Annotated in this window: 17 protein-coding genes; 4 read left to right on the plus strand and 13 right to left on the minus strand. The window is 72.4% G+C overall.

Annotation, left to right across the window (positions count from 1 at the left end):
• Positions 1-24 precede the first annotated feature (24 nt).
• The 8 genes from HF519_RS03200 to HF519_RS03235 all read right to left on the minus strand — a co-directional run bounded on the left by HF519_RS03200 (position 25) and on the right by HF519_RS03235 (position 6,973).
• Positions 25-1,044 carry an NAD(P)-dependent alcohol dehydrogenase gene (locus HF519_RS03200; protein ID WP_169410095.1) on the minus strand — a complete coding sequence of 340 codons (1,020 nt, stop codon included), beginning with the start codon at positions 1,042-1,044 and terminating at the stop codon, positions 25-27.
• 124 nt (positions 1,045-1,168) lie between these two features.
• Positions 1,169-1,363: a hypothetical protein gene (locus tag HF519_RS03205; protein ID WP_169410096.1), complete on the minus strand. Its 195-nt coding sequence runs from the start codon at positions 1,361-1,363 to the stop codon at positions 1,169-1,171.
• 150 nt (positions 1,364-1,513) lie between these two features.
• Positions 1,514-1,750: a ferredoxin gene (locus HF519_RS03210; RefSeq protein ID WP_169410097.1), complete on the minus strand. Its 237-nt coding sequence runs from the start codon at positions 1,748-1,750 to the stop codon at positions 1,514-1,516.
• Complete coding sequence (locus HF519_RS03215; protein ID WP_169410098.1) at positions 1,747-3,114, minus strand: NADH-ubiquinone oxidoreductase-F iron-sulfur binding region domain-containing protein; 1,368 nt, start codon at positions 3,112-3,114, stop codon at positions 1,747-1,749. The genes HF519_RS03210 and HF519_RS03215 overlap by 4 nt, the downstream gene beginning before the upstream one ends.
• Before the next feature lie 163 nt (positions 3,115-3,277).
• Positions 3,278-3,745: a hypothetical protein gene (locus tag HF519_RS03220; RefSeq protein ID WP_169410099.1), complete on the minus strand. Its 468-nt coding sequence runs from the start codon at positions 3,743-3,745 to the stop codon at positions 3,278-3,280.
• A gap of 71 nt (positions 3,746-3,816) precedes the next feature.
• Entirely contained in the window at positions 3,817-5,031 is a 1,215-nt protein-coding gene (locus tag HF519_RS03225) for an aromatic ring-hydroxylating oxygenase subunit alpha (RefSeq protein WP_211169461.1), read from the minus strand.
• A 177-nt stretch (positions 5,032-5,208) separates the two neighbouring features.
• The gene (locus HF519_RS30895) at positions 5,209-6,237 is read right to left on the minus strand and encodes a helix-turn-helix transcriptional regulator (protein ID WP_169410100.1); all 1,029 of its coding nucleotides are present in this window, start codon (positions 6,235-6,237) and stop codon (positions 5,209-5,211) included.
• Between the two features lie 136 nt (positions 6,238-6,373).
• A complete protein-coding gene (locus HF519_RS03235; RefSeq protein WP_169410101.1) occupies positions 6,374-6,973 on the minus strand; it encodes an SMI1/KNR4 family protein in 600 nt (199 codons plus the stop codon).
• A 145-nt stretch (positions 6,974-7,118) separates the two neighbouring features.
• Between HF519_RS03235 and HF519_RS03240 the strand changes: the two genes are divergently transcribed.
• Both HF519_RS03240 and HF519_RS03245 read left to right on the plus strand, forming a co-directional pair.
• Positions 7,119-7,535 (plus strand): TetR/AcrR family transcriptional regulator, encoded by a 417-nt coding sequence (locus HF519_RS03240; protein ID WP_169410102.1) that lies wholly within the window; start codon positions 7,119-7,121, stop codon positions 7,533-7,535.
• A 96-nt stretch (positions 7,536-7,631) separates the two neighbouring features.
• Positions 7,632-7,862 (plus strand): hypothetical protein, encoded by a 231-nt coding sequence (locus HF519_RS03245; RefSeq protein WP_169410103.1) that lies wholly within the window; start codon positions 7,632-7,634, stop codon positions 7,860-7,862.
• A gap of 22 nt (positions 7,863-7,884) precedes the next feature.
• Here the strand turns inward: HF519_RS03245 and HF519_RS03250 are convergent, their stop codons facing one another.
• Positions 7,885-11,382, minus strand: coding sequence for an indolepyruvate ferredoxin oxidoreductase family protein (locus HF519_RS03250; protein WP_169410104.1), 3,498 nt, complete (start codon positions 11,380-11,382; stop codon positions 7,885-7,887).
• 198 nt (positions 11,383-11,580) lie between these two features.
• On the opposite strand from HF519_RS03250, the gene HF519_RS03255 reads away from it, so the two are divergent.
• Positions 11,581-12,021 carry an Lrp/AsnC family transcriptional regulator gene (locus HF519_RS03255; protein ID WP_169410105.1) on the plus strand — a complete coding sequence of 147 codons (441 nt, stop codon included), beginning with the start codon at positions 11,581-11,583 and terminating at the stop codon, positions 12,019-12,021.
• A 6-nt stretch (positions 12,022-12,027) separates the two neighbouring features.
• On the opposite strand, the gene HF519_RS03260 is transcribed toward HF519_RS03255, so the two are convergent.
• Positions 12,028-13,380, minus strand: a complete 1,353-nt coding sequence (locus tag HF519_RS03260; protein ID WP_169410106.1) for an MFS transporter — start codon at positions 13,378-13,380, stop codon at positions 12,028-12,030.
• A 115-nt stretch (positions 13,381-13,495) separates the two neighbouring features.
• Between HF519_RS03260 and HF519_RS03265 the strand changes: the two genes are divergently transcribed.
• The gene (locus HF519_RS03265) at positions 13,496-14,617 is read left to right on the plus strand and encodes an FUSC family protein (RefSeq protein WP_169410107.1); all 1,122 of its coding nucleotides are present in this window, start codon (positions 13,496-13,498) and stop codon (positions 14,615-14,617) included.
• Between the two features lie 62 nt (positions 14,618-14,679).
• Here the strand turns inward: HF519_RS03265 and HF519_RS03270 are convergent, their stop codons facing one another.
• From HF519_RS03270 to HF519_RS03280, 3 genes are all read right to left on the minus strand, one after another.
• Entirely contained in the window at positions 14,680-15,093 is a 414-nt protein-coding gene (locus tag HF519_RS03270; RefSeq protein ID WP_169410108.1) for an STAS domain-containing protein, read from the minus strand.
• Between the two features lie 141 nt (positions 15,094-15,234).
• Positions 15,235-15,783 (minus strand): response regulator, encoded by a 549-nt coding sequence (locus HF519_RS03275; RefSeq protein WP_169410109.1) that lies wholly within the window; start codon positions 15,781-15,783, stop codon positions 15,235-15,237.
• A partial coding sequence (locus HF519_RS03280; RefSeq protein ID WP_169410110.1) for an ATP-binding protein occupies positions 15,780-18,151 on the minus strand: 2,372 nt, incomplete at its 5' end. The genes HF519_RS03280 and HF519_RS03275, both read right to left, overlap by 4 nt.

Consider the following 18,151-nt stretch of genomic DNA (forward strand, 5'->3'; position numbering starts at 1 on the left):
CTCAACGGCGTCGCTTCCCGCCGCTCACGGCACGAGAACCGCGCGCCCCCGGACGGAGCCCTTCTCCAGGTCGTCGAACGCCCGGTGGGCCTCGGCGAGCGGGTAGGACACGACATGGGACTGGAGCAGGCCCCGCTCGTACAGCGCGATCAGCTCCGCCAGGTCCTGGTAGGTGCCGACCATGTTGCCCTGCACCCGCAACTCCTTGAGCACCAGTTCCATCGTCGGGATGGCGCTGGTGCCGCCGTAGCCGACGGCCGAGTACAGGCCCTGGGCCCCGAGCAGGCTCACGCTGAGCGCCGGGGCGTCGCCCTCGCCCACGAAGTCGAAGACGGCCGTGGCGCCCGCGCCCCGGGACACCTCCGCCACGACCTCCGCGGCGTCGTCGCCGGCCACGTGGTCGGCCCCGACGGACTTCGCCAGGTCCCGGGCCGCCTCCTTCGGGTCGACCGCGACGATGATGCAGTCGCTCATCGCCCGCAGCATCTGGATCGCCAGGTGGCCGAGGCCGCCACAGCCCAGGATGACCGCGACGCTCTCCGCGGTGAGCTGGGGGACCTCCCGCCGGAGCGCGTGGTAGGCGGTGATACCGGCGTCGGCGAGCGGGGCGACCTCGCGCGTGTCCGTGGTCGACGCGAGCGGGACCAGCGCCCGCGCGTTCGTCCGGACGAACTGGGCCATCCCGCCGTCCACGGCCAGCCCGACGAACTGGCCCTCGGCGCAGTGCTGGTCCTCGCCGCGGCGACAGGCCCGGCACAGACCGCAGGTCATCAACGGGTGCAGGACGACCTTGGTGCCGAGGTCGACGCCGCGCGCCGCGCTGCCCTTCTGCACCACGACACCGGCGACCTCGTGTCCCAGCGTGAACGGCATCGGGGTCGGGAAGACGTCGGCGAGCTCCCCGTGGATCGCGTGCAGGTCGGTCCGGCACACGCCGGCGCCCTCGACGGCGACGATGACGTCGTCGGAGTCCTGCAGGACGGGTTCGGGCACTTCGGCGACGACGGGCATGCGCCCGTACTGCTCCAGACGAACGGCGAGCATGGCCGTCTCCTCCTTGTGATCGGGTGGTGGACTCCTCCGGTGCTCGCGCACCGGGCGAGGGTGGTGCCGGGGTACCGGCCGGTCGGATGACCCGCCCGCCCCGGTGCGGGACGGGCGGGGCGGTTCAGGCGCTCGCGGCCCCTTCGGAACCGATCGGGGCGGGGGCGGCGAGCGGCGCGGCGCGGTCCGCCGGCGCACCGCCGGCCGCGGTGGCGAGGTCGACCGCCGGGATCCCCGAGGTGAGCGGCAGCGCACGTCCCGGGACCGGCCACAGGAACGCCCCGCCGGTCGTCCCGACGTCGAACACCTGCATCGCCATGTCGTTGTGTCTCCAGTCCGCGGAAACGCGCGTCGGATGGGGGTGGCGACCCCCACGGAGAAGGTGGGAGAAATATGCCTGCGGGAACGGGGAGAGCACAGTGGCCGAAAGGCCGGTTTCGGCGGCGCCGCCCCGGATGCGATGGCGTACTCAGCCGGCCGGCTCCTGCGTCCCCCGGCCGTCGTCCTCGCCGGGGCCGGGGATCCACCGGATGGCCCGCACCGGGCAGTCGGTGATCGCCTCGGTGACGGCCTCGACGTCGGCCTCGGCCACGTCGACGACCAGCGCCTGCGCGAACCCCCAGTCGTCGAGGCTGAAGTGGCGGGCCGCCACCTCCGTGCAGATGGCGTAGCCCTGGCACTTGACGGGATCCACACGCAGTCTCATCGGGCCCCCATCGCACTCGGCACGAGCTCGGCGGCCAGCGGGTCGGTCGGTTCGTCGGCCGGGACCGGAAGGGTCACGACGAGGTGCTCCCACCGCGAGTCGCCCTTGATCCGGCGACAGCGGTCGCACCCGGCGGCGAGGTGCCGGGTCACGGTCTGCGGGTGGTGCCGCAGCAGCGAGCGCAGCAGCACGGCGATCGCGTCCGGCACGGCGCACGCGCCGCGGCCGCGCAGCTGGGCAGCCCAACGCGGGAGCAGCTCCGCGTAGTTGCGGTCGGGGCGCGGCTCGCCCAGCTCGGCGAGGGTCGCGGCGATCGCGGTGGACGAGGCCATGCACATGCCGCACTGCCCCGCGTTGTGCTCGGCGTAGAAGGCGACCACGTCGGCGGCGACCGCGACCGGGCACGCCGGCGGCTCGAGCAGGTGCAGGGACCCGCAGCCGAGCCCGGCGCCGCGGCGCGCGACACCGGGGTGGCTCAGCTCCAGGTCGGGCCAGGCGGGGATGATGCCGCCGAAGAACCCGCCGATGAGCACGTCGAGGCCGGAGTCCTGGCGGCCCAGGTGCTCGCGCAGCAGGTCCCCCAGCCCGAGCCCGATCGGCAGCTCGTAGAGGACCGGCGACCGACCGGCCCCGGAGACGGTGGCGAGGAACGTCGCGCCGGCCCGGGAGGCGCCGCGAAGGCCCGTCCGCGCGATGCACGCCAGCGTCTCCACGTTCAGCACGAGGGTGGGCGCCCCGCGCACACCGACCTGGAACGGCCGGGGCGGCTTGTCGACGGGGCGGGCGATCCCGGTGGTCAGGGCCCGCACGACGGCGGTCTCCTCACCGGCGACGTAGGTGTCCTGCGCCGCGAACACGTGCACCGTCGTCACCGGGTCCGGCTCGGCGAGGTCGGCCAGCGCGGTCTCGACCGACGCCCGGGCCACCGCATCGGCCACGTAGACGTGGGCCTGCGGCGCGCCGAGGGCCGCGGCGACCGTCAACAGCCCGTCCAGAACGAGGTGCGGGCGGTAGCGCAGGAGGTAGCGGTCCTTGACGCTGAGCGGCTCGCCCTCCGCGCCGTTCGCCACCACCACGGGCGGGCTCGGGGCGGCGGCGGCCGCCCGAGCGGCCGCCCGGATCTTCGTCAGCGCCGGGAAGGCCGCGCCCCCGCGGCCCTGCAACGCGGCCATCCCGGGCGTGCCGGCGAGGCGGTCCAGGAGGCCGGCGCCCCGGGCGCCACGGTCCGGGTAGCCGCCGAGCGCCGCGTAGGCGTCGTGGGTCTCCCGGGTGAACGGGGTGGGACCGAGCAGCCCGCTGTCGTCCCCGCGCCAGGAGCGGGCCTCGTGCAGGGCGAATCGGGCGGAACGGGGATCCACGGCCATGGGAGTGCTGGTCCTTCGACGTCAACGGAGCCGGTCACCGACCGGCGGAGGTGTGTCCCGGGACCGGTCCCGTCCCGGGACGCGCTGGGCGCCCCCGGGACGGGCCGGCTCGACCGGCGGCGAGAGGCGACGATCTCCGTTGACCGGCGCCGATCGGCGTCGATCAGTCGGGGAAGGAGAACTGCCCGGTGCCCTCGAGGAACCCCATGACGCGGACCGGATCGCCGCTGGTCACCGAGTCGCCGCTGCGGGCGGTGCCGAACTCGAGGTCGAGCGCCACGGTCCCGGTGACGCCCTTCCACCGGCCGGTGCCCCCGTCGATGGTCATGGTGCCCTTGTCCCGGCCGTCCACCATGAACCAGTCGACATGGCCGAGCAGCAGCTCGTCGGTGTACAGGTCCTCCAGCCGCACGGCGCCGTAGCCACGCGGTACCGAACCGTCGGGAGCGACCTCGTCCTGCCCGGTGAACAGGGTCCTGAAGTAGGCCGGGTCCTGTCCGGCCACGGCGATCTTCGTGACCATGTCGGCCTCGTACCCGACGGTCTTGAGCTCGCTGCTGCCCCGCAGCGGGACCTGACGGCCCCACTGGGCCACGCCACCCGAGGTCCAGGTCACTTCACGCTGAGCCATGTCTTCCGGAGTTCCTTCCGTGGGTCCGAGACCGGGGCGCACGCCGCCCCGGCCGGAGCGATGTGGAGCCGTCAGTGCTGCGCGGGCAGCCGGGAGGCCAGGTACTTCTGGAGCTGCCAGAGCGACTGCTCGTGGGCCTGCAGCACGCCACCGGTGGCGTAGCGCGACTTCGCCGACGCCTGCACGGCCTCGTTGACGCTGGCGTCCTGCGCCTGCACGAGCTTCAGGAAGTCGGTGGCTTCCTTGATCTTCTCGTCGAAGCCCTCGGCCCCGAGGTTCTCCTTCGGCACCAGGAAGTGGATCTCCAGGCGGTGGGTCTCCGGGCCCGTCGGGAGCGACCGGAACCAGAAGGCGATGTCGGGGCCGGGAGCGCACAGGTAGGCGGGGAACTTCGCCATCAGCAGCGTGTGCGACCGCTGGAACGCGCTCAGTCCCGTCTTGGCCGGCAGGAACAGCGGGTGGAGCAGGTGGCCGTCCTCCTCGCCGATCGCCACCTCGGCACCGGCCATCATCCGCGAGTAGTAGAAGTCGGGACCGGTGAGGTGACCCTGCCGGCACTTGCCGAGGCGCCACAGCGGCTGGAGCACGTTCTTGTGGATGCCGATGTGGTGGTAGACCTCGAGAAAGTTCTCCACGACGATCTTCCAGTTGACCTTCGACTCGCCCCAGTCGATGACCGAGGCGATCTCCCAGTCCGTGAAGTCGTAGCCGTCCTGGATCTCCGCGACGGTGCTCATGTCGAACGGGATGTCGGTCGCGTCGTCGAGGTTGACGAACACGAAGCCCTGCCAGATCTCGGTGCGGATCTCGCGCAGGCCGTTCGCGCTCTTGTCGAAGCCGGGCCGGCCCGACATCTCCGGTGCGCTGAGCAGGCTGCCGTCCAGCCGGTAGATCCAGGCGTGGTACGGGCACTCGAACCGGGCGACGCAGCCGCTGACCCGCTCCTCGTCGGTGCGCTCGCCGCCCATCAGGTCGGCGTAGCGGTGCCGGCAGACCCGGGAGAAGACACGGACCTGCTCGTCGTTGCCGCGCACGACGATGAGCGGCTCCCCCGCCAGGTCGATCGCGCGGTAGCTGCCCTTGTCCGGCACCTCCTCGACCCGGGCGATGCAGATCCAGTCCTTGCGAAAGATGTGCTCGAGCTCGAGCTCGTAGAACTCGGGGTCCCAGTAGGCGCGAGCCGGCAGGGCGCGGCCCTCCTCCAGGGGAAGAGTGGCCTGCTCACCGATCTGCCGCACCAGCTCCCGCACCCCATCCGCCGTCGGGCGGCTCAGAACATCAGTCACCGGTCTACCTGCCTCCGCCGAGTCGTCTGTGCCGGTGCCAGGTCGGGCACCCGCTGGACGCGAGGCTATGGCGGCGGTGATCCGGGGCACATTGGCCGAAAAGCCACAACCGGGGTCAGGGCCGATGTTCGCTCCGCAAGCTCCGCTCAGAGCCGATGTTCGCTCCGCAAGCTCCGCTCAGGGCAGGAGCAGGCCCTCACGGATCGCGCGGGCCGCCGCACCGGAGCGGGAGCCGACGCCGAGCTTCTCCATGACGCGCTCGACGTGGGCCCGCACGGTGCGCGTGGTGACGACGAGCTCGGCGGCGATCTCGTCGTTCGTGCTCCCGGCCGCCAGGTGGGTGAGCACCTCGAGCTCCCGGCGGGTGAGCCGGTGCCGCTGCTCGGACTCGGTCATGGTGAGCACCCGGATCCCGTCCCGGCAGCGCAGCAGCCGGCAGCCGTACCAGGCGCCGTCGTCGTCGAGCCAGGTGAACGCCGTGTCGGTAGCTCTGCTGCGGGCCAGGCGGTCCAGCGCCCCGTGCAGCCGCGACCCGGGGTCCAGCAGGTCCGGCGGCGGGGCGCCGCGCAGCGGGGCCGTCGCCCCGTTCGGCAGGATCGCGACGGCCGTCTGCTCCTCGTCCAGCACCGACGCCAACCGGCGGGCGTCGCCCAGGGGATCCACCAGGTTGCCCAGCACCGCGGCGACGTGTCCGATCGAGGTGATGGCCTCGTCCGACGGCGGGTTCCGCGCATCGTCCACCGACATGATCAGGAACCCGACGTCGCGGCCGTCGTCGACCGTCAACGCCATCAGCAGCCCCTCGGGGAAGCCCGCGGGCCGGAGGTGCTCGGCGATCGGCCGAAGCGACAGCGGGTCGATCGGCAGGTCGCACTCGCGCACGGGCCACCCCCGCAGGGCGTGCGCGAAGGGCTCGATCATCTCGGTGCGGAAGCCCTCGCCGGTCATGTAGTCCGACAGCTGCGCCGGGTACCCGGAATGCACGACCCGCCGGGTCCGGCCGCTGACGGGATCGGCCCCGGCGAGCATCACCGCCTGGTACGGCACGATCGATCGCAACTCGTCGAGGATGAGCCGGACCCGCTCCTCCTTGCCGGCGCCCGACGAGCCGACCGCGGCGATCGTGGCGACCGCGCGCAGGGCGGGCTCGCCGAGAGTGGTCCGGACACGGCGGGGTACGACGGAAGTCGACGTCGACCTGTCCATCGTTCACGCACCAATCCGCTCCCGGAACCGGAAGGATGGTATGTCGCGGGTCACGTCTCCGGTAGGGCTTTCGTTGCCGTATCGAAAAATGCCACGCCCAACCGGACAGCCGGGTCAACCGGACGGCCGGGGCCCGTCAGAGCACGTCCGCGAGCGGGTGCCCGGCCAACCGCGACCGGTCGAACAGCCAGCGCTGCCGCCCGTCGTCCCACGTCCAGGCGCCGGTGCTCAGCGCGAGCGTGAAGAAGTCGAACAGCTCCGTCAGCGAGGACACCGACGGGGGCGCCGGGGTCACGCGGGCCGTCCGCAGCACTGCCGTCCCGCCGTGCGGGGCCGGGTCGGCGTGGCAGTCCACGGCGAGCAGGTAACCGTTGCCGGCCCGGAACAGCGGCAGCCAGCCCGGTCCCCATACGCCGTCCGCGTCCTCGGGTTCGCCCCCGAACTCCTCGCGGGCCATCGCCCGCCGCACGTCGCGCTCGGCCAGGGCCTCGCGCAACGACAACGGCAGCCAGTGCCCGATCAGCCAGGGCGCCAGGACCCGGGACGTGGGCGCGACGCCGTCGTGCCGGCGCAGGTACGCCCGGACCTCCGCCGGTAGCGCCAGCCCGGACGGCCGGAGCAGCTCGTCGATCTGCGGGTCGGTCAGCCCCGGGGCGAACCGCGGCTGCCCCAACGCGGCCGTGAGGGTGGTGTCGAGGCGGGAGAGGGCCTCGTCGAGGGTGGCGAGGCTCGGCACTGGTCGGATCCCTTCCCTGCGTCCACGGCGCCGCACGGCCGCCGGAGCCTAACCTGCCGGGCGCCGGGCGACGTCCGATCCGCGTCCCCCGGCCCGCCGGCCGTTAGTAGGGTGCGGAACAGATCATGAACGGAGGTCATGGGTGATGGGACGGACCGACACCTCCGCGCCCGTCCGGCGCCGCCTGGGCCGCCCCCGCCGCGACGGCTCCACCGTGGACGGACCGGTGCCCGACGTGATCGTGAAGGCCGCCGCGAAGCTCTTCACCGAGCAGGGCTACGCGGCCACGACGATGACCCAGATCGCGCGGGCTGCCGGGCTGCAGCAGTCCTCGCTGTACTACTGGTTCAGCCGCAAGGAGCAGATCCTGCAGGCCGCCCTCTCGGTCAACCGGCTCGCCCTGACCCACACCTCCGTGGTGGCCGCAGGCGACGGCGCGCCCGGGCTCAAGCTGTTCCGCCTGCTGCGTTACGACACCCTGCAGCTCTGCCTCTCCCCCTGGGACTTCACCGAGATCGAGCAGCTCGCCCAGGCCCAGCCCGACGACTTCGCCGACTTCTGACGCGACTACGACGCGCTGCTCCGCCATGTCGCCGGCCTCATCGAGGACGGCATCGCCACCGGCGAGTTCCGGGCCTGCGATCCGGAACTCGCGGCGATGGCCGCCCTGGCCCTCGACGAGGGCCTGCAGAAACGCTACCGGGCGCAGGTCCGCCACGTCCGTGGCGGCCGCAACCCCTTCGTCCACTCCCCGCACGCGGCCGCCGAGTACGCCGTCACGAGCGCCTCGACCACGCTGCGCTCGCTGAGCCTGCGCCCGTCGACGGTGCCCCGGCTGGCTGCGAAGGCGGCGGCCCTCGATCCCGTCGACGAGGCATCGGACCGCTGAGCGCGGTCACGCGCAGGCGCGCTCAGGCCGTCGCGACCACGCTCTCCTGTCCGGTGAGCTCCGCGAGGACCGTCGCTGCGCGGGCCCGGAACCGCTCCACGCCCGCGAGCTTGACGTCCTCGTAGCCGCGGACGAGATCGGGCAGCTCGGCGATCGCCGTCACCGCGTCGACGGTGTCCGCGCGCAGGTGGGTGAGGGCGGCCCCGACCAGGCCCTGGTACTCGGTGATCAGCGCCCGCTCCACCCGGCGCACCCGGGCGTAGCCGAACACGTCGAGCGGGGTGCCCCGCAGGCCGCGCACGGCGCGCAGGGCTCGGAAGGTCAGCTCGGCGGAGCGGCGCAGCCTGATCTTGCGCTTCAGGCCCAGGGCACGCAGCACCGGCGGGTGCAGCAGGACCGACACCGTGGCGTCCGGTCCGTACTCGTCGCGCAGGCGGGCCTGCTCCACCGTGTCGAGGTGCAGCCGGGCGACCTCGTACTCGTCCTTGTAGGCCATCAGCTTGTGCAGGCCGCGGGCGTAGGCGACGGCGATGCGCTCGCCGTCCTCGGCCCCCACGCGCGCCCGAGCCAGCGTTGCGACCCTGCGCACCTCGTCGGCGTAGCGCCGCGCATAGTCCTCGTCCTGGTACCCGGCGAGGTCGGCCACCCGGGTGGTCAGGACGGGATGCAGCGCGCCGGCGGCGCCGGTCGCAGCGGTGATCGCCAGCGCTGCGTTCCCGATCTCGACGGTGGGCCGGGGTGCCGGGGCGGTCGCTGCGGCGACAGCCGCCGGGTCCACGACGGCCGCGCGCCCCCAGCGGAAGGCCGCCAGGTTGAGGTCCACCGCGGCGCCGTTGAGCCGGACGGCCTGCTCGATCGCCCCGGCGCTCATCGGGAGGCATCCGTGCTGGTAGGCCGCGCCGATCAGCACCATGTTCGCCGGCATGTGGTCGCCGAACACGGCCTCGGCGATGCCCTGGGCATCGAGGTAGACGTTGTCCCGGCCTGCGGTGGCCGCCTCGACGCGCTCGACGGCCTCGTCCGGCGAGCCCGGCAGCGCGACCCGGCCCGTCACCATCGCCGCGGTGGGCACCACGGCGGTGTTGACGACGGCGACCGTGTGGCCCGCCCGGGCGACGGCGAGGTTGGCGTCGGCGGCGGCGCCGAGCAGGTCGAACCCGAGCAGGACGTCGACCGTCGCGGTGGAGGCACGCAGCGCGCCCGCCACGGGCTGCTTGCCGATCCGCACGTCACTGACGACCGGTCCGCCCTTCTGCGCCAGGCCGGTCTGGTCCAGACCGGCCGAGTACCACCCGTCGAGGTGCGCGGCCATCTGCAGGATCTGCGACACGGTGACCACGCCGGTGCCGCCGATCCCCGGCATCCGCAGCAGGGCGCCGTCGCCGCTCAGCCGGCTCACCGGCGTGGGCAGCTCCAGCGCCGGGAACGGGATCTCGCGGCGGCCGGGCCGTCCCTGCCGGCCGGGCTCGACGAGCAGGAACGAGGGGCAGTCACCCTTCAGGCAGCTCAGGTCGGAGTTGCAGGACGCCTGGTGGATGCGGGTCTTGCGGCCGAACTCGGTCTCCACCGGCTGCACCGACAGGCAGGTCGACGCCTCGGCGCAGTCCCCGCACCCCTCGCAGACCCGTTCGTTGACGACGACGCGCTCGGTCGGGGTGGGCAGCTGCCCGCGCTTGCGCAGCCGGCGCTCCTCCGCGGCGCAGCGGTCGTCGTGGATCAGCACGGTGACCCCGTCCACGGCGGCGAGCTCCCGTTCGACCGCGGTGAAGTCGTCACGGTGCCGCACGGTCGCCGTCGGGTGCAGGCGCACCCCGCGGTAGCCCTCGGGCTCGGCGGTCGTGATGACCACCCGCCGGACGCCCTCGGCGGCGAGCCAGCCGGTGAGCGTCGGGATGTCGAGGCGGCCCTCGGCCCGCTGGCCGCCGGTCATCGCGACCGCGTCGTTGTAGAGCAGCTTGTAGGTGATGGTGACCCCGGCGGCAACCGCGGCGCGGATCGCCAGCGACCCGGAGTGGTGGAAGGTCCCGTCGCCGAGGTTCTGCACGAAGTGCCGGTCATCGGTGAACGGCGCCAGCCCGAACCACTGGGCGCCCTCCCCGCCCATCTGCGTGAGGCCGAGGCTGCGGCCGCGGCCGGCGCCGTCGAGGGCGACCATCGCGTGGCAGCCGATGCCGACACCGACGAGCGTGTCGTCCGAGGCCCGCGTCGAGGTGTTGTGCGGGCACCCCGAGCAGAAGTACGGGGTCCGCGACGCCACCGTCGGCAGATCGATGCGGGAGCGCCGCTTCGGGCTCACCGCCTGCAGGTGGGCCGCCGCTGCGCGCGGCAGCCGGTCGGGTCCGAGCCGCGCGCCGAGCGCCCGCGCGACCTCCTCGGCGCCCAGCGTCCCCCGTGCCGTGAGCAGCGGAGCGCCGCGCTCGTCCCGGCGCCCGACGACCACCGGGGCGTCGGCCCTGCGGTACAGCGCCTCCTTGAGCTGGCCTTCACCGAACGCCGTCTTGTCCTCGACGACCAGTACCTCGTCGAGGCCGGCGGTCATCGCCGCGAGCTCGTCGGGGTCGGCCGGGAACGGCATGGCGAGCCGGATCAGGCGCAGGCCCAGCGCTTCCATGGCGGCCTCGTCGATACCCAGGTCCGCCAGCGCGCGCAACACGACGGCGTAGGACGTGCCGGCCGCGAGCACGCCGAGGCGGGCGTCGCGCGCGCTGAAGGTGACCCGGTTGAGCCCGGCCGACCGGGCGTAGGCGCGGGCGAGATCGAGGCGACGGGTGAGCATGTCGTGCTCGGCGTCCAGCGACGCCGGGCCCAGCAGCGTGGGCGGCGCGCCCCGGTCGACCCGCTCCGGTGCCGGGATGCCGTGCCGCAGCGATCCGACGTCGATGGTCGCGGACGCGTCGGCGATGTCGGCGACGATCTTCAGGCCGGCCCACAACCCGGTGGCCCGGGAGAGCGCGACGGCGTGCAACCCGAACTCGACGATCTCGGCGACCGAGCCGGGGGCGAGCAGCGGCATCGACAGGCTCTGGCACATCCGCTCGCACGAGCTGGGCACCGTGGACGACTTGCTGCCCGGGTCGTCGCCGATCCAGGCGACGAGCCCGCCGAGGGCCGCGGTACCGGCCACGTTCGCGTGGCGGATCGCGTCGGCGGCGCGGTCGAGGCCGGGGTTCTTGCCGTACCAGAAGCCGGTGACGCCGTCGTGCCGGCGGCCGGGGACCTGGCCCAGCAGCTGGGTACCGGCGACCGCGGTCGCCGCGAGCTCCTCGTTCAGCCCGGCCTGGAACACGACACCGGCCGGCCCCAGGAAGCGGGCCGCACGGCCCATCTCCAGGTCGACACCACCCAATGGCGAACCCTGGTAGCCGCTGACGAAGACCCGGGTGTCCAGGCCCCGCGACTCGTCGAGCCGGCGTTGTTCGAGGGTCAGCCGCACCAGCGCTTGCACGCCGGAGATCAGGGCACGGCCGCTGTCGGCGGCGTACTTGTCGTCCAGGGACACGGTGGTGAGGGGGGTGCTCACGAGGTGCTCCTTCTCGGTGGTGCACGTGCCGGGGGTGTCGCACAGCTCACCGCCTGCCGTTCCGACGACGCAAGCACCTGTCGGGAGATCGGCACAAAGAGGCAAGTTTTGGTTGCAATCAGGCTCGAACGCCGGTATTTCTTGCGTCCGCTATGCCCTGCCGAGCCCCGGCGAGGGCAGCCGACAGGAGGTACCGCCATGTCCGTCGACGTCGACGAGATCGATCACTCCCTGCTGCGGCTGCTGCGCGAGGACGGTCGCCGGACCTACTCGGAGATGGCCGAGAAGATCGGTCTGTCGGTCGCCGCGGTGAAGCGCCGCGTCGACCGGCTGCGGGAGATCGGCGTGATCACCGGGTTCACCGTGGAGATCGACCACGCCAAACTCGGCTGGGGCATCGAGGCGTTCACCGAACTGCGCTACCTGGGGACCACCGGGGTCGAGGAGATCGTCCGGTCGGCCGCCACGCTCCCGGAGGTGCAGGCCGTGTTCACCGTGGCCGGTGAGTCCGACGCGCTCATCTGGCTCCGGGTGCGCGACATGGGCCACCTCAAACAGAGCATCGACCACCTGCGGCGCACCGGAAACGTCACCGGGACCAAGACGATGATGATCCTCGGTTCCTGGATGCGGGACTGACGCCGGTCACGCGCGCTCGCCGACGACCGCCGGCCGCGCTGCACCGAAGTCGACGTCGCGCGTCTCCGGCCCCATGGCCGCACCGATCGTGATGAGGACCGAACCGATCACCAGCAGCGGAAGGACGGTGTACTGCGCCGGCATGAACGACGACAGTCCGGACTGGTAGAAGGCGTAGAACGACGGGATGACGACCGCGAGGCTGTAACCCAGGCCGAATCCCGTGGCGCGCACCCCGGTCTGGAAGCGCTCGTTGATGTACACCGTCGCGAGCCCCCACACGGACACGACGAGCACCGCGAGGAGGGTCACCAGGGCACCGATGACGATGACGTTCTCCGGGCGCAGAACCAGGAGCAGGGCGAAGACCGCCGTGCCGGGGACGGCCGAGACCAGGCCCGCGATCATGAGGAAGGGTCGGCGCCCGGTCCGCTGGCTGGTCACGCCGGCGACGACGTAGCCCACGGCGACGGCGAGGAAGGCCACCACCAGGATCAGGCTGATCTGCGTGCTCGACAGGCCGAGTTCGCGGGCCAACAGTCCGGGCAGGATCGCGGTGATGCAGTTCAGCGTCAGCCAGAAACCCGTCATCAGCACGAAGACCTGAAGGAAGTTCTTCCGGTTCTGCCCGCTGAACAGATCCCGGACCGGGGCGGTCGATCCGCCTCCGCTGGCGAACACCTCGGACTCGTCGACCTCGCGCAGGAAGTAGACGACGAACGCGAACGCCAGGGCCCCGCCGAGGAAGAACGGGATGCGCCAGCCCCACTGCACGTACGGGGAGTCCGGCCCGCCCGCCGGGGCGATCTGCAGCATCACCAGGGTGATGAGCGCGACCGCGACGTAGGCGAGCGGGAACCCGGTCATGATCAGAGCGCCGTTGCGGCCGCGCTCGGACCTCGGCGAGTACTCCATGGCCAGCGGGCTCGCCGCGGTGTACTCCCCGCCGACGAAGATCCCCACGAGGAACCGCAGCGCGATGAACAGCACGACCGAGGTGATGCCCCAGGTCTCGTAGCCCGGGAGCAGGCCGATCACGACGGTGAGCACGCCGAACCCGGCGACCGCCACCACCGTCGCCTGCTTGCGGCCGCGGGTGTCGGCGTACCGGCCGAACAGCAGCGCACCCAGCGGCCGCCCGACCAGCGTCGCCGCGAAGATCGACCCGGTGACGAGGGCGGTCGCGGACGCCGAGAGGTCGGGCGAGACGAAGTACGTGATCGCCGGGGCGAGCACGAGGATCGGCAGATAGATGTCGAACATGTCGACGAAGAAGCCCAGGAACGCACCGCGTTGCGCGTTGCGCTGCTTACGCTGCTGAACGGCCGTGGCGCCGCCGGTCGTGGTGGTGTCGGTCATGCGCTGCTCCCCCGTTCGGGCCGGGCGGCTCCGGCGACGCCCAGTGCGCCGAAGCTAACACGGTGTACGAACAGCCGGAGTCGGTGCTCGCCGGCCGTGACCGACGACGAAATCTGTGAGCCGCCCCGCCGCCCGCGTAACGATCGAGGGATCCGGTTACGTCCCCGTCGTGCGCATGGTGCGGTTCCTCTCCGAACGCGTCGCGGCCCTCCGGCGGCCCGGTCGCGAGCGCGAGATCGTCGTCCAGGCGGCCAAATCGGCGCTGGCCGCGCTGTTGGCCCTCGTCGCCACCTGGTGGCTGGAAGCCCCGAACGCCTTCCTCGCCCCGTACGCAGCCGTGCTCGCCGTGACCGGGACGGTGTACCGGTCGTGGCGCAACGCGGTCCAGCAGGCCGCCGTCGTGCTGGCCGGGGTGCTGCTCGCGTACGTGCTCGGCGTCGTCGGCGCCCCGGCTTCGGTCGCGATCCCGCTGGCCGTGTTCACCGGCCTGCTCATCGGGCGCTGGCACCGGTTCGGCCCCGACGGCTACTGGATCGCGATCACCGCGGTGATCATGGTGGCGAGCGGGTTCTCCAGCCACCTCTGGCATCTTGCGATGTGGGCCGGGCTCACCGTCACCGGCACCCTCATCGGGGCCTCGGTCAACACCCTCGTGCTCCCACCGGTGCACCTACGCGTAGGTGACGACGCGGTGCGCCGACTCGGGGCCGAACTCGTGGACCTGGTGCGCGCCATGGCCGACGGCGTCCGCAACGGGTGCGACACCGCGAACGCCGATGAGTGGGTCCACCGGGCACGGCAGCTACGCGGCGCCGTGCTGCGTGCCGACGACGCCGTCTGGTACGGGCAGGAGAGCACCTGGTGGAACCCGCGGCGCCGGCTCATCCGCCGGGTGGGAGCCGGGCTCGCCGGGCCGTCCGCGGTGGAGCGGCTGAGCCGAGCCGTCGAAGGGACCATGCAGAGCGCGGCCCTGCTCGCCGACCTCGCGCGGGAGCAGGAGCGATCGGACCCGGGCCTGGCCGAGCCCCTGGACCGGCTCGCCGACGGGGTCGACGCGATGGTCGCGCACATCGGCGGTGCCGACGACCGGCTGGCCGGCGTGCTGGCCGGACCGCTCGACCAGGTCCGCAGCAGCCGGGCCGAGGCGGGGATCAGCGCGGGGGCGCTGCGCGGCGCCGTCGTGCTGGCCGTCGAGGACGCGCTGGCCGCCCTGACCCCGGGGCCGGTGAACCGCTGACCGGAGCCGGACCGGCACGGACTCCTCCCGGGCGGTACCGGTGGCCGAGCCCGGGTTCGGGTTCACGACCACGGACCGGTGTCACCCGAGTCCTGGCACGCGAGCAGTGCCTCCGCGAGGGTGCGGTAGCACGGCAACGCCGGGGTCAGCCCACACAGGGAGAGGACCCGGGAGGCCAGCGGGCGGGCGACGAGCGCCAGGAACCGATCGACCGGTGCCGCACTCACCGCCCTGGCCAGCGCGTGGGCGCCGGCCGAGCCGACACAGTCCACCAGCGTCAGATCGACGACGACCGCCCGGTCACCGGACAGCGCGGAGCGCACAGCAGCCTCCAACGCCGGGGCGGAGGAGATGTCGACCTCTCCCCGGACCGCACAGACCCGCGCGCCGAACGGATGGACGCCGACACCGACGTCGAGCGGCGTGCAGCCATCGCGCGAGCAGACGGTCCGGTCGTGCGGACGTGGGTCCGGCATCGCGGTGATCATGCTGCCTTCCACCCTTGACGGCCTGCCGAAGCAGGTCCGTCGACGAAATCACCCAGGGCCTGCGGTGGTCTGCACTCCCCGCTGACGAAGTTCGACGCGCCTTTCCGTCCCGCCGTGACCAGACGGTCGTCAGTAGATCCTGCTGGGGTCGACCGCCTCGAGCCGGGCGCGCACCCGTGGCAGGACGGATGCGGGGTCCTGCCAGGGGTTGTCGAGCAGTTCCCGGGCGTCGTGCACCGCGGCCCGCAGGGCCTCGCACTCGGCGATCCGCGCGGCGAGCGTCGCGCCCGCCGTCCAGAGATCGACGAAGACCATCACCTTCGAGCGCAGCACCCACGGGTCGAAGGGCTTGGTGAGGTAGTCGACCGCGCCTGCCTGGTACCCGCGGTAGGCCAGGTGGGCGTCATAGGCCGCGGCGGTGAGGAACACGATCGGAATGCGCCGGGTCCGTTCACGTCGTTGGATGTGCTCGGCGGTCTCGAATCCGTCCATCCCGGGCATCTGCGCGTCGAGCAGGATCAGCGCGAAGTCGTCGACCAGCAGCCGCTTCAACGCGTCCTCGCCGCTGGTGACCGAGACGATCTCGACGGGCAGGCCCTGCAGGATGGCCTCCAACGCGACCAGGTTCTCCGGGCGGTCGTCCACGACCAGCACCTTCGCGGCCGGATCCTGCGTCATGACGAGCTTCCGTACTGCCGCGGGCGGACCGCGCGGGCCCGCGCCACCCACGACGCCATCACCGCGAGCAGCTCGTCCAGGTCGACGGGCTTGGTGATGTAGTCGGTCGCGCCGGCGGCGAGGCTGGACTCCCGGTCGCCGGGCATCGCCTTGGCCGTCAGGAAGACGACCGGCAGGTCGGCGCCGCCGGGCAGCCCCCGGATCATCCGGGTGGTCTCGTTGCCGTCCATGTCGGGCATCATCGCGTCCATCAGCACCATGTCCACCTCCGGGTGCTGGGTCAGCAACCGGATCCCGTCGGCACCGTTGTCGGCGTACAGCACGGTGAGGCCGTGCAGTTCCAGGGCGCTGGTCAGGGCGAAGACGTTGCGCACGTCGTCGTCGATGATCAGCACCGTCACGCCCCGCAGCTCCACCGGGGCGGGCTGCTCTCCCGCCGCCGCGGGGGTGGGCCGCAGGATCGCGGAGCTATCGAGCGGGCCACCCACCGGCCCGGGACCGGTCTCGGCGGGCTGCCGGACCGGGACCGGACGCGCCGGCGCGGCCGACCCGTCCGGCAGGTCACCGGGCAGGAACAGGGTGAACGTCGACCCGGCGCCCACCTCGGAGGACACGGTGATGGCCCCACCCAGCATGCGGGCCAGCTCCTTGCTGATCGACAGGCCCAGTCCGGTACCCCCGTACTTGCGGCTCGTGGTCCCGTCGGCCTGCTGGAAGGCCTCGAAGATCATGTCCAGCTTGTCGTCGGCGATGCCGATCCCGGTGTCCTTCACCGTGAAGGCCACCACCTCGCGGGCGGCCTCCAGCGTCGGAACCCCGTACGGGAAGCCGTTCACGGCCGGTTCGATGCTCAGCACGACGCTGCCGGTGGCGGTGAACTTGACCGCGTTGGAGAGCAGGTTGCGCAGGATCTGCTGCAGTCGCTGACCGTCGGTGGCGATGACCGGGGGCAGCTCGGGCGAGATCTCGACGCGCAGCTGCAGGCCCTTGTGCTCGGCCTGCGGCCCGAAGGCCTGCTCGACGTAGCCGCGGACCTCGGCCAGGTCGACCGGGCCGGGCTGCACGTCCACCCGGCCGGCCTCGATCTTCGACAGGTCGAGGATGTCCTCTATCAGCACCAGCAGGTCCGACCCGGCGTTGTGGATCGTGCTGGCGAACTCGATCTGCTTGGGGGTGAGGTTGCAGTCCGGGTTGTCGGCGAGCAGGCGCGAGAGCAGCAGCAACGAGTTCAGCGGTGTGCGCAGCTCGTGGCTCATGTTGGCCAGGAACTCGGACTTGTACTGGCTGGCCTTCGCCAACTGCTGGGCCTTCTCCTCCACGCCGCGCCGCGCCGCGTCGATCTCCATGTTCTTGATCTCGATGTTGCGGTTCTGCTCCGAGAGCAGCTCGGCCTTCTCCTCCAGCTCGGCGTTCGTGCGCTGCAGCTCCGCCGACTGGTCCTGCAGCTCGATGGCCAGCCCCTGGGACTGCGCCAGGAGCTCCTCGGTGCGCCGGTTCGCCTGGATCGTCTTGATCGCGACACCGATGGTGCCGACGAGACGTTCCAGGAAGGTCAGGTGCAGTTCGGAGAACGGTGCGACCGAACCGAACTCGATGACGCCGAGCGACTCTCCCTCGAACAACACGGGCAGCACGACGACGGCCCGCGGCGACGTGGCGCCCACGCCGGAGCGGATCGGCAGGTACTCCCCCGGAATGTCCTCCACCAGGACAACCTGCTTGGTGCTCGCCGCCTGGCCCACCAGCCCCTCCCCGGCGCGGAAGGAGCTCGCCGACCCGCCGGGGGTCAGCGCGTAACCGCCGCACAGCCGCCATTCCGGCCCGGTGGGCTCGGACCCGTCGGCCGCGGCGTCGGCACCGGCCGGGTCGACCCCCAGGAAGAACGCCCCGATCTGCGCGTTCACCAGGGGCGTCACCTCATTCATGATCATCTGACAGACCTCGGCGAGGTCACGCTGGCCCTGCAGCAGCCCGCCGATCCGGGCCAGGTTCGAGTCCAGCCAGCCCTGCTCGGCGTTCTCCTTCGTGGTCTCGCGCAGGGCCACGATCATCTGGTTGATGTTGTCCTTGAGCTCGGCCACCTCGCCGAGGGCCGCGACCTTGATCTGCTGGGTGAGGTCACCACTGGCCACCGACGTGGACACCGCCGAGATGGCACGGAGCTGGGTGGTCAGCGTGGAAGCGAGCTGGTTGACGCTCTCGGTCAGGTCGCGCCAGGTGCCCGACACGCCCTTGACCTGAGCCTGCCCGCCCAGCTTGCCCTCGGTGCCCACCTCCCGGGCCACCCGCGTCACCTCGTCGGCGAAGCTGGAGAGCTGGTCCACCATCGTGTTGACCGTGCTCTTGAGCTCCAGGATCTCCCCGCGGG

Origin of the sequence: Pseudonocardia bannensis (genome assembly GCF_012911875.1) — a bacterium.
GTDB classification, from domain to species: domain Bacteria; phylum Actinomycetota; class Actinomycetes; order Mycobacteriales; family Pseudonocardiaceae; genus Pseudonocardia; species Pseudonocardia bannensis.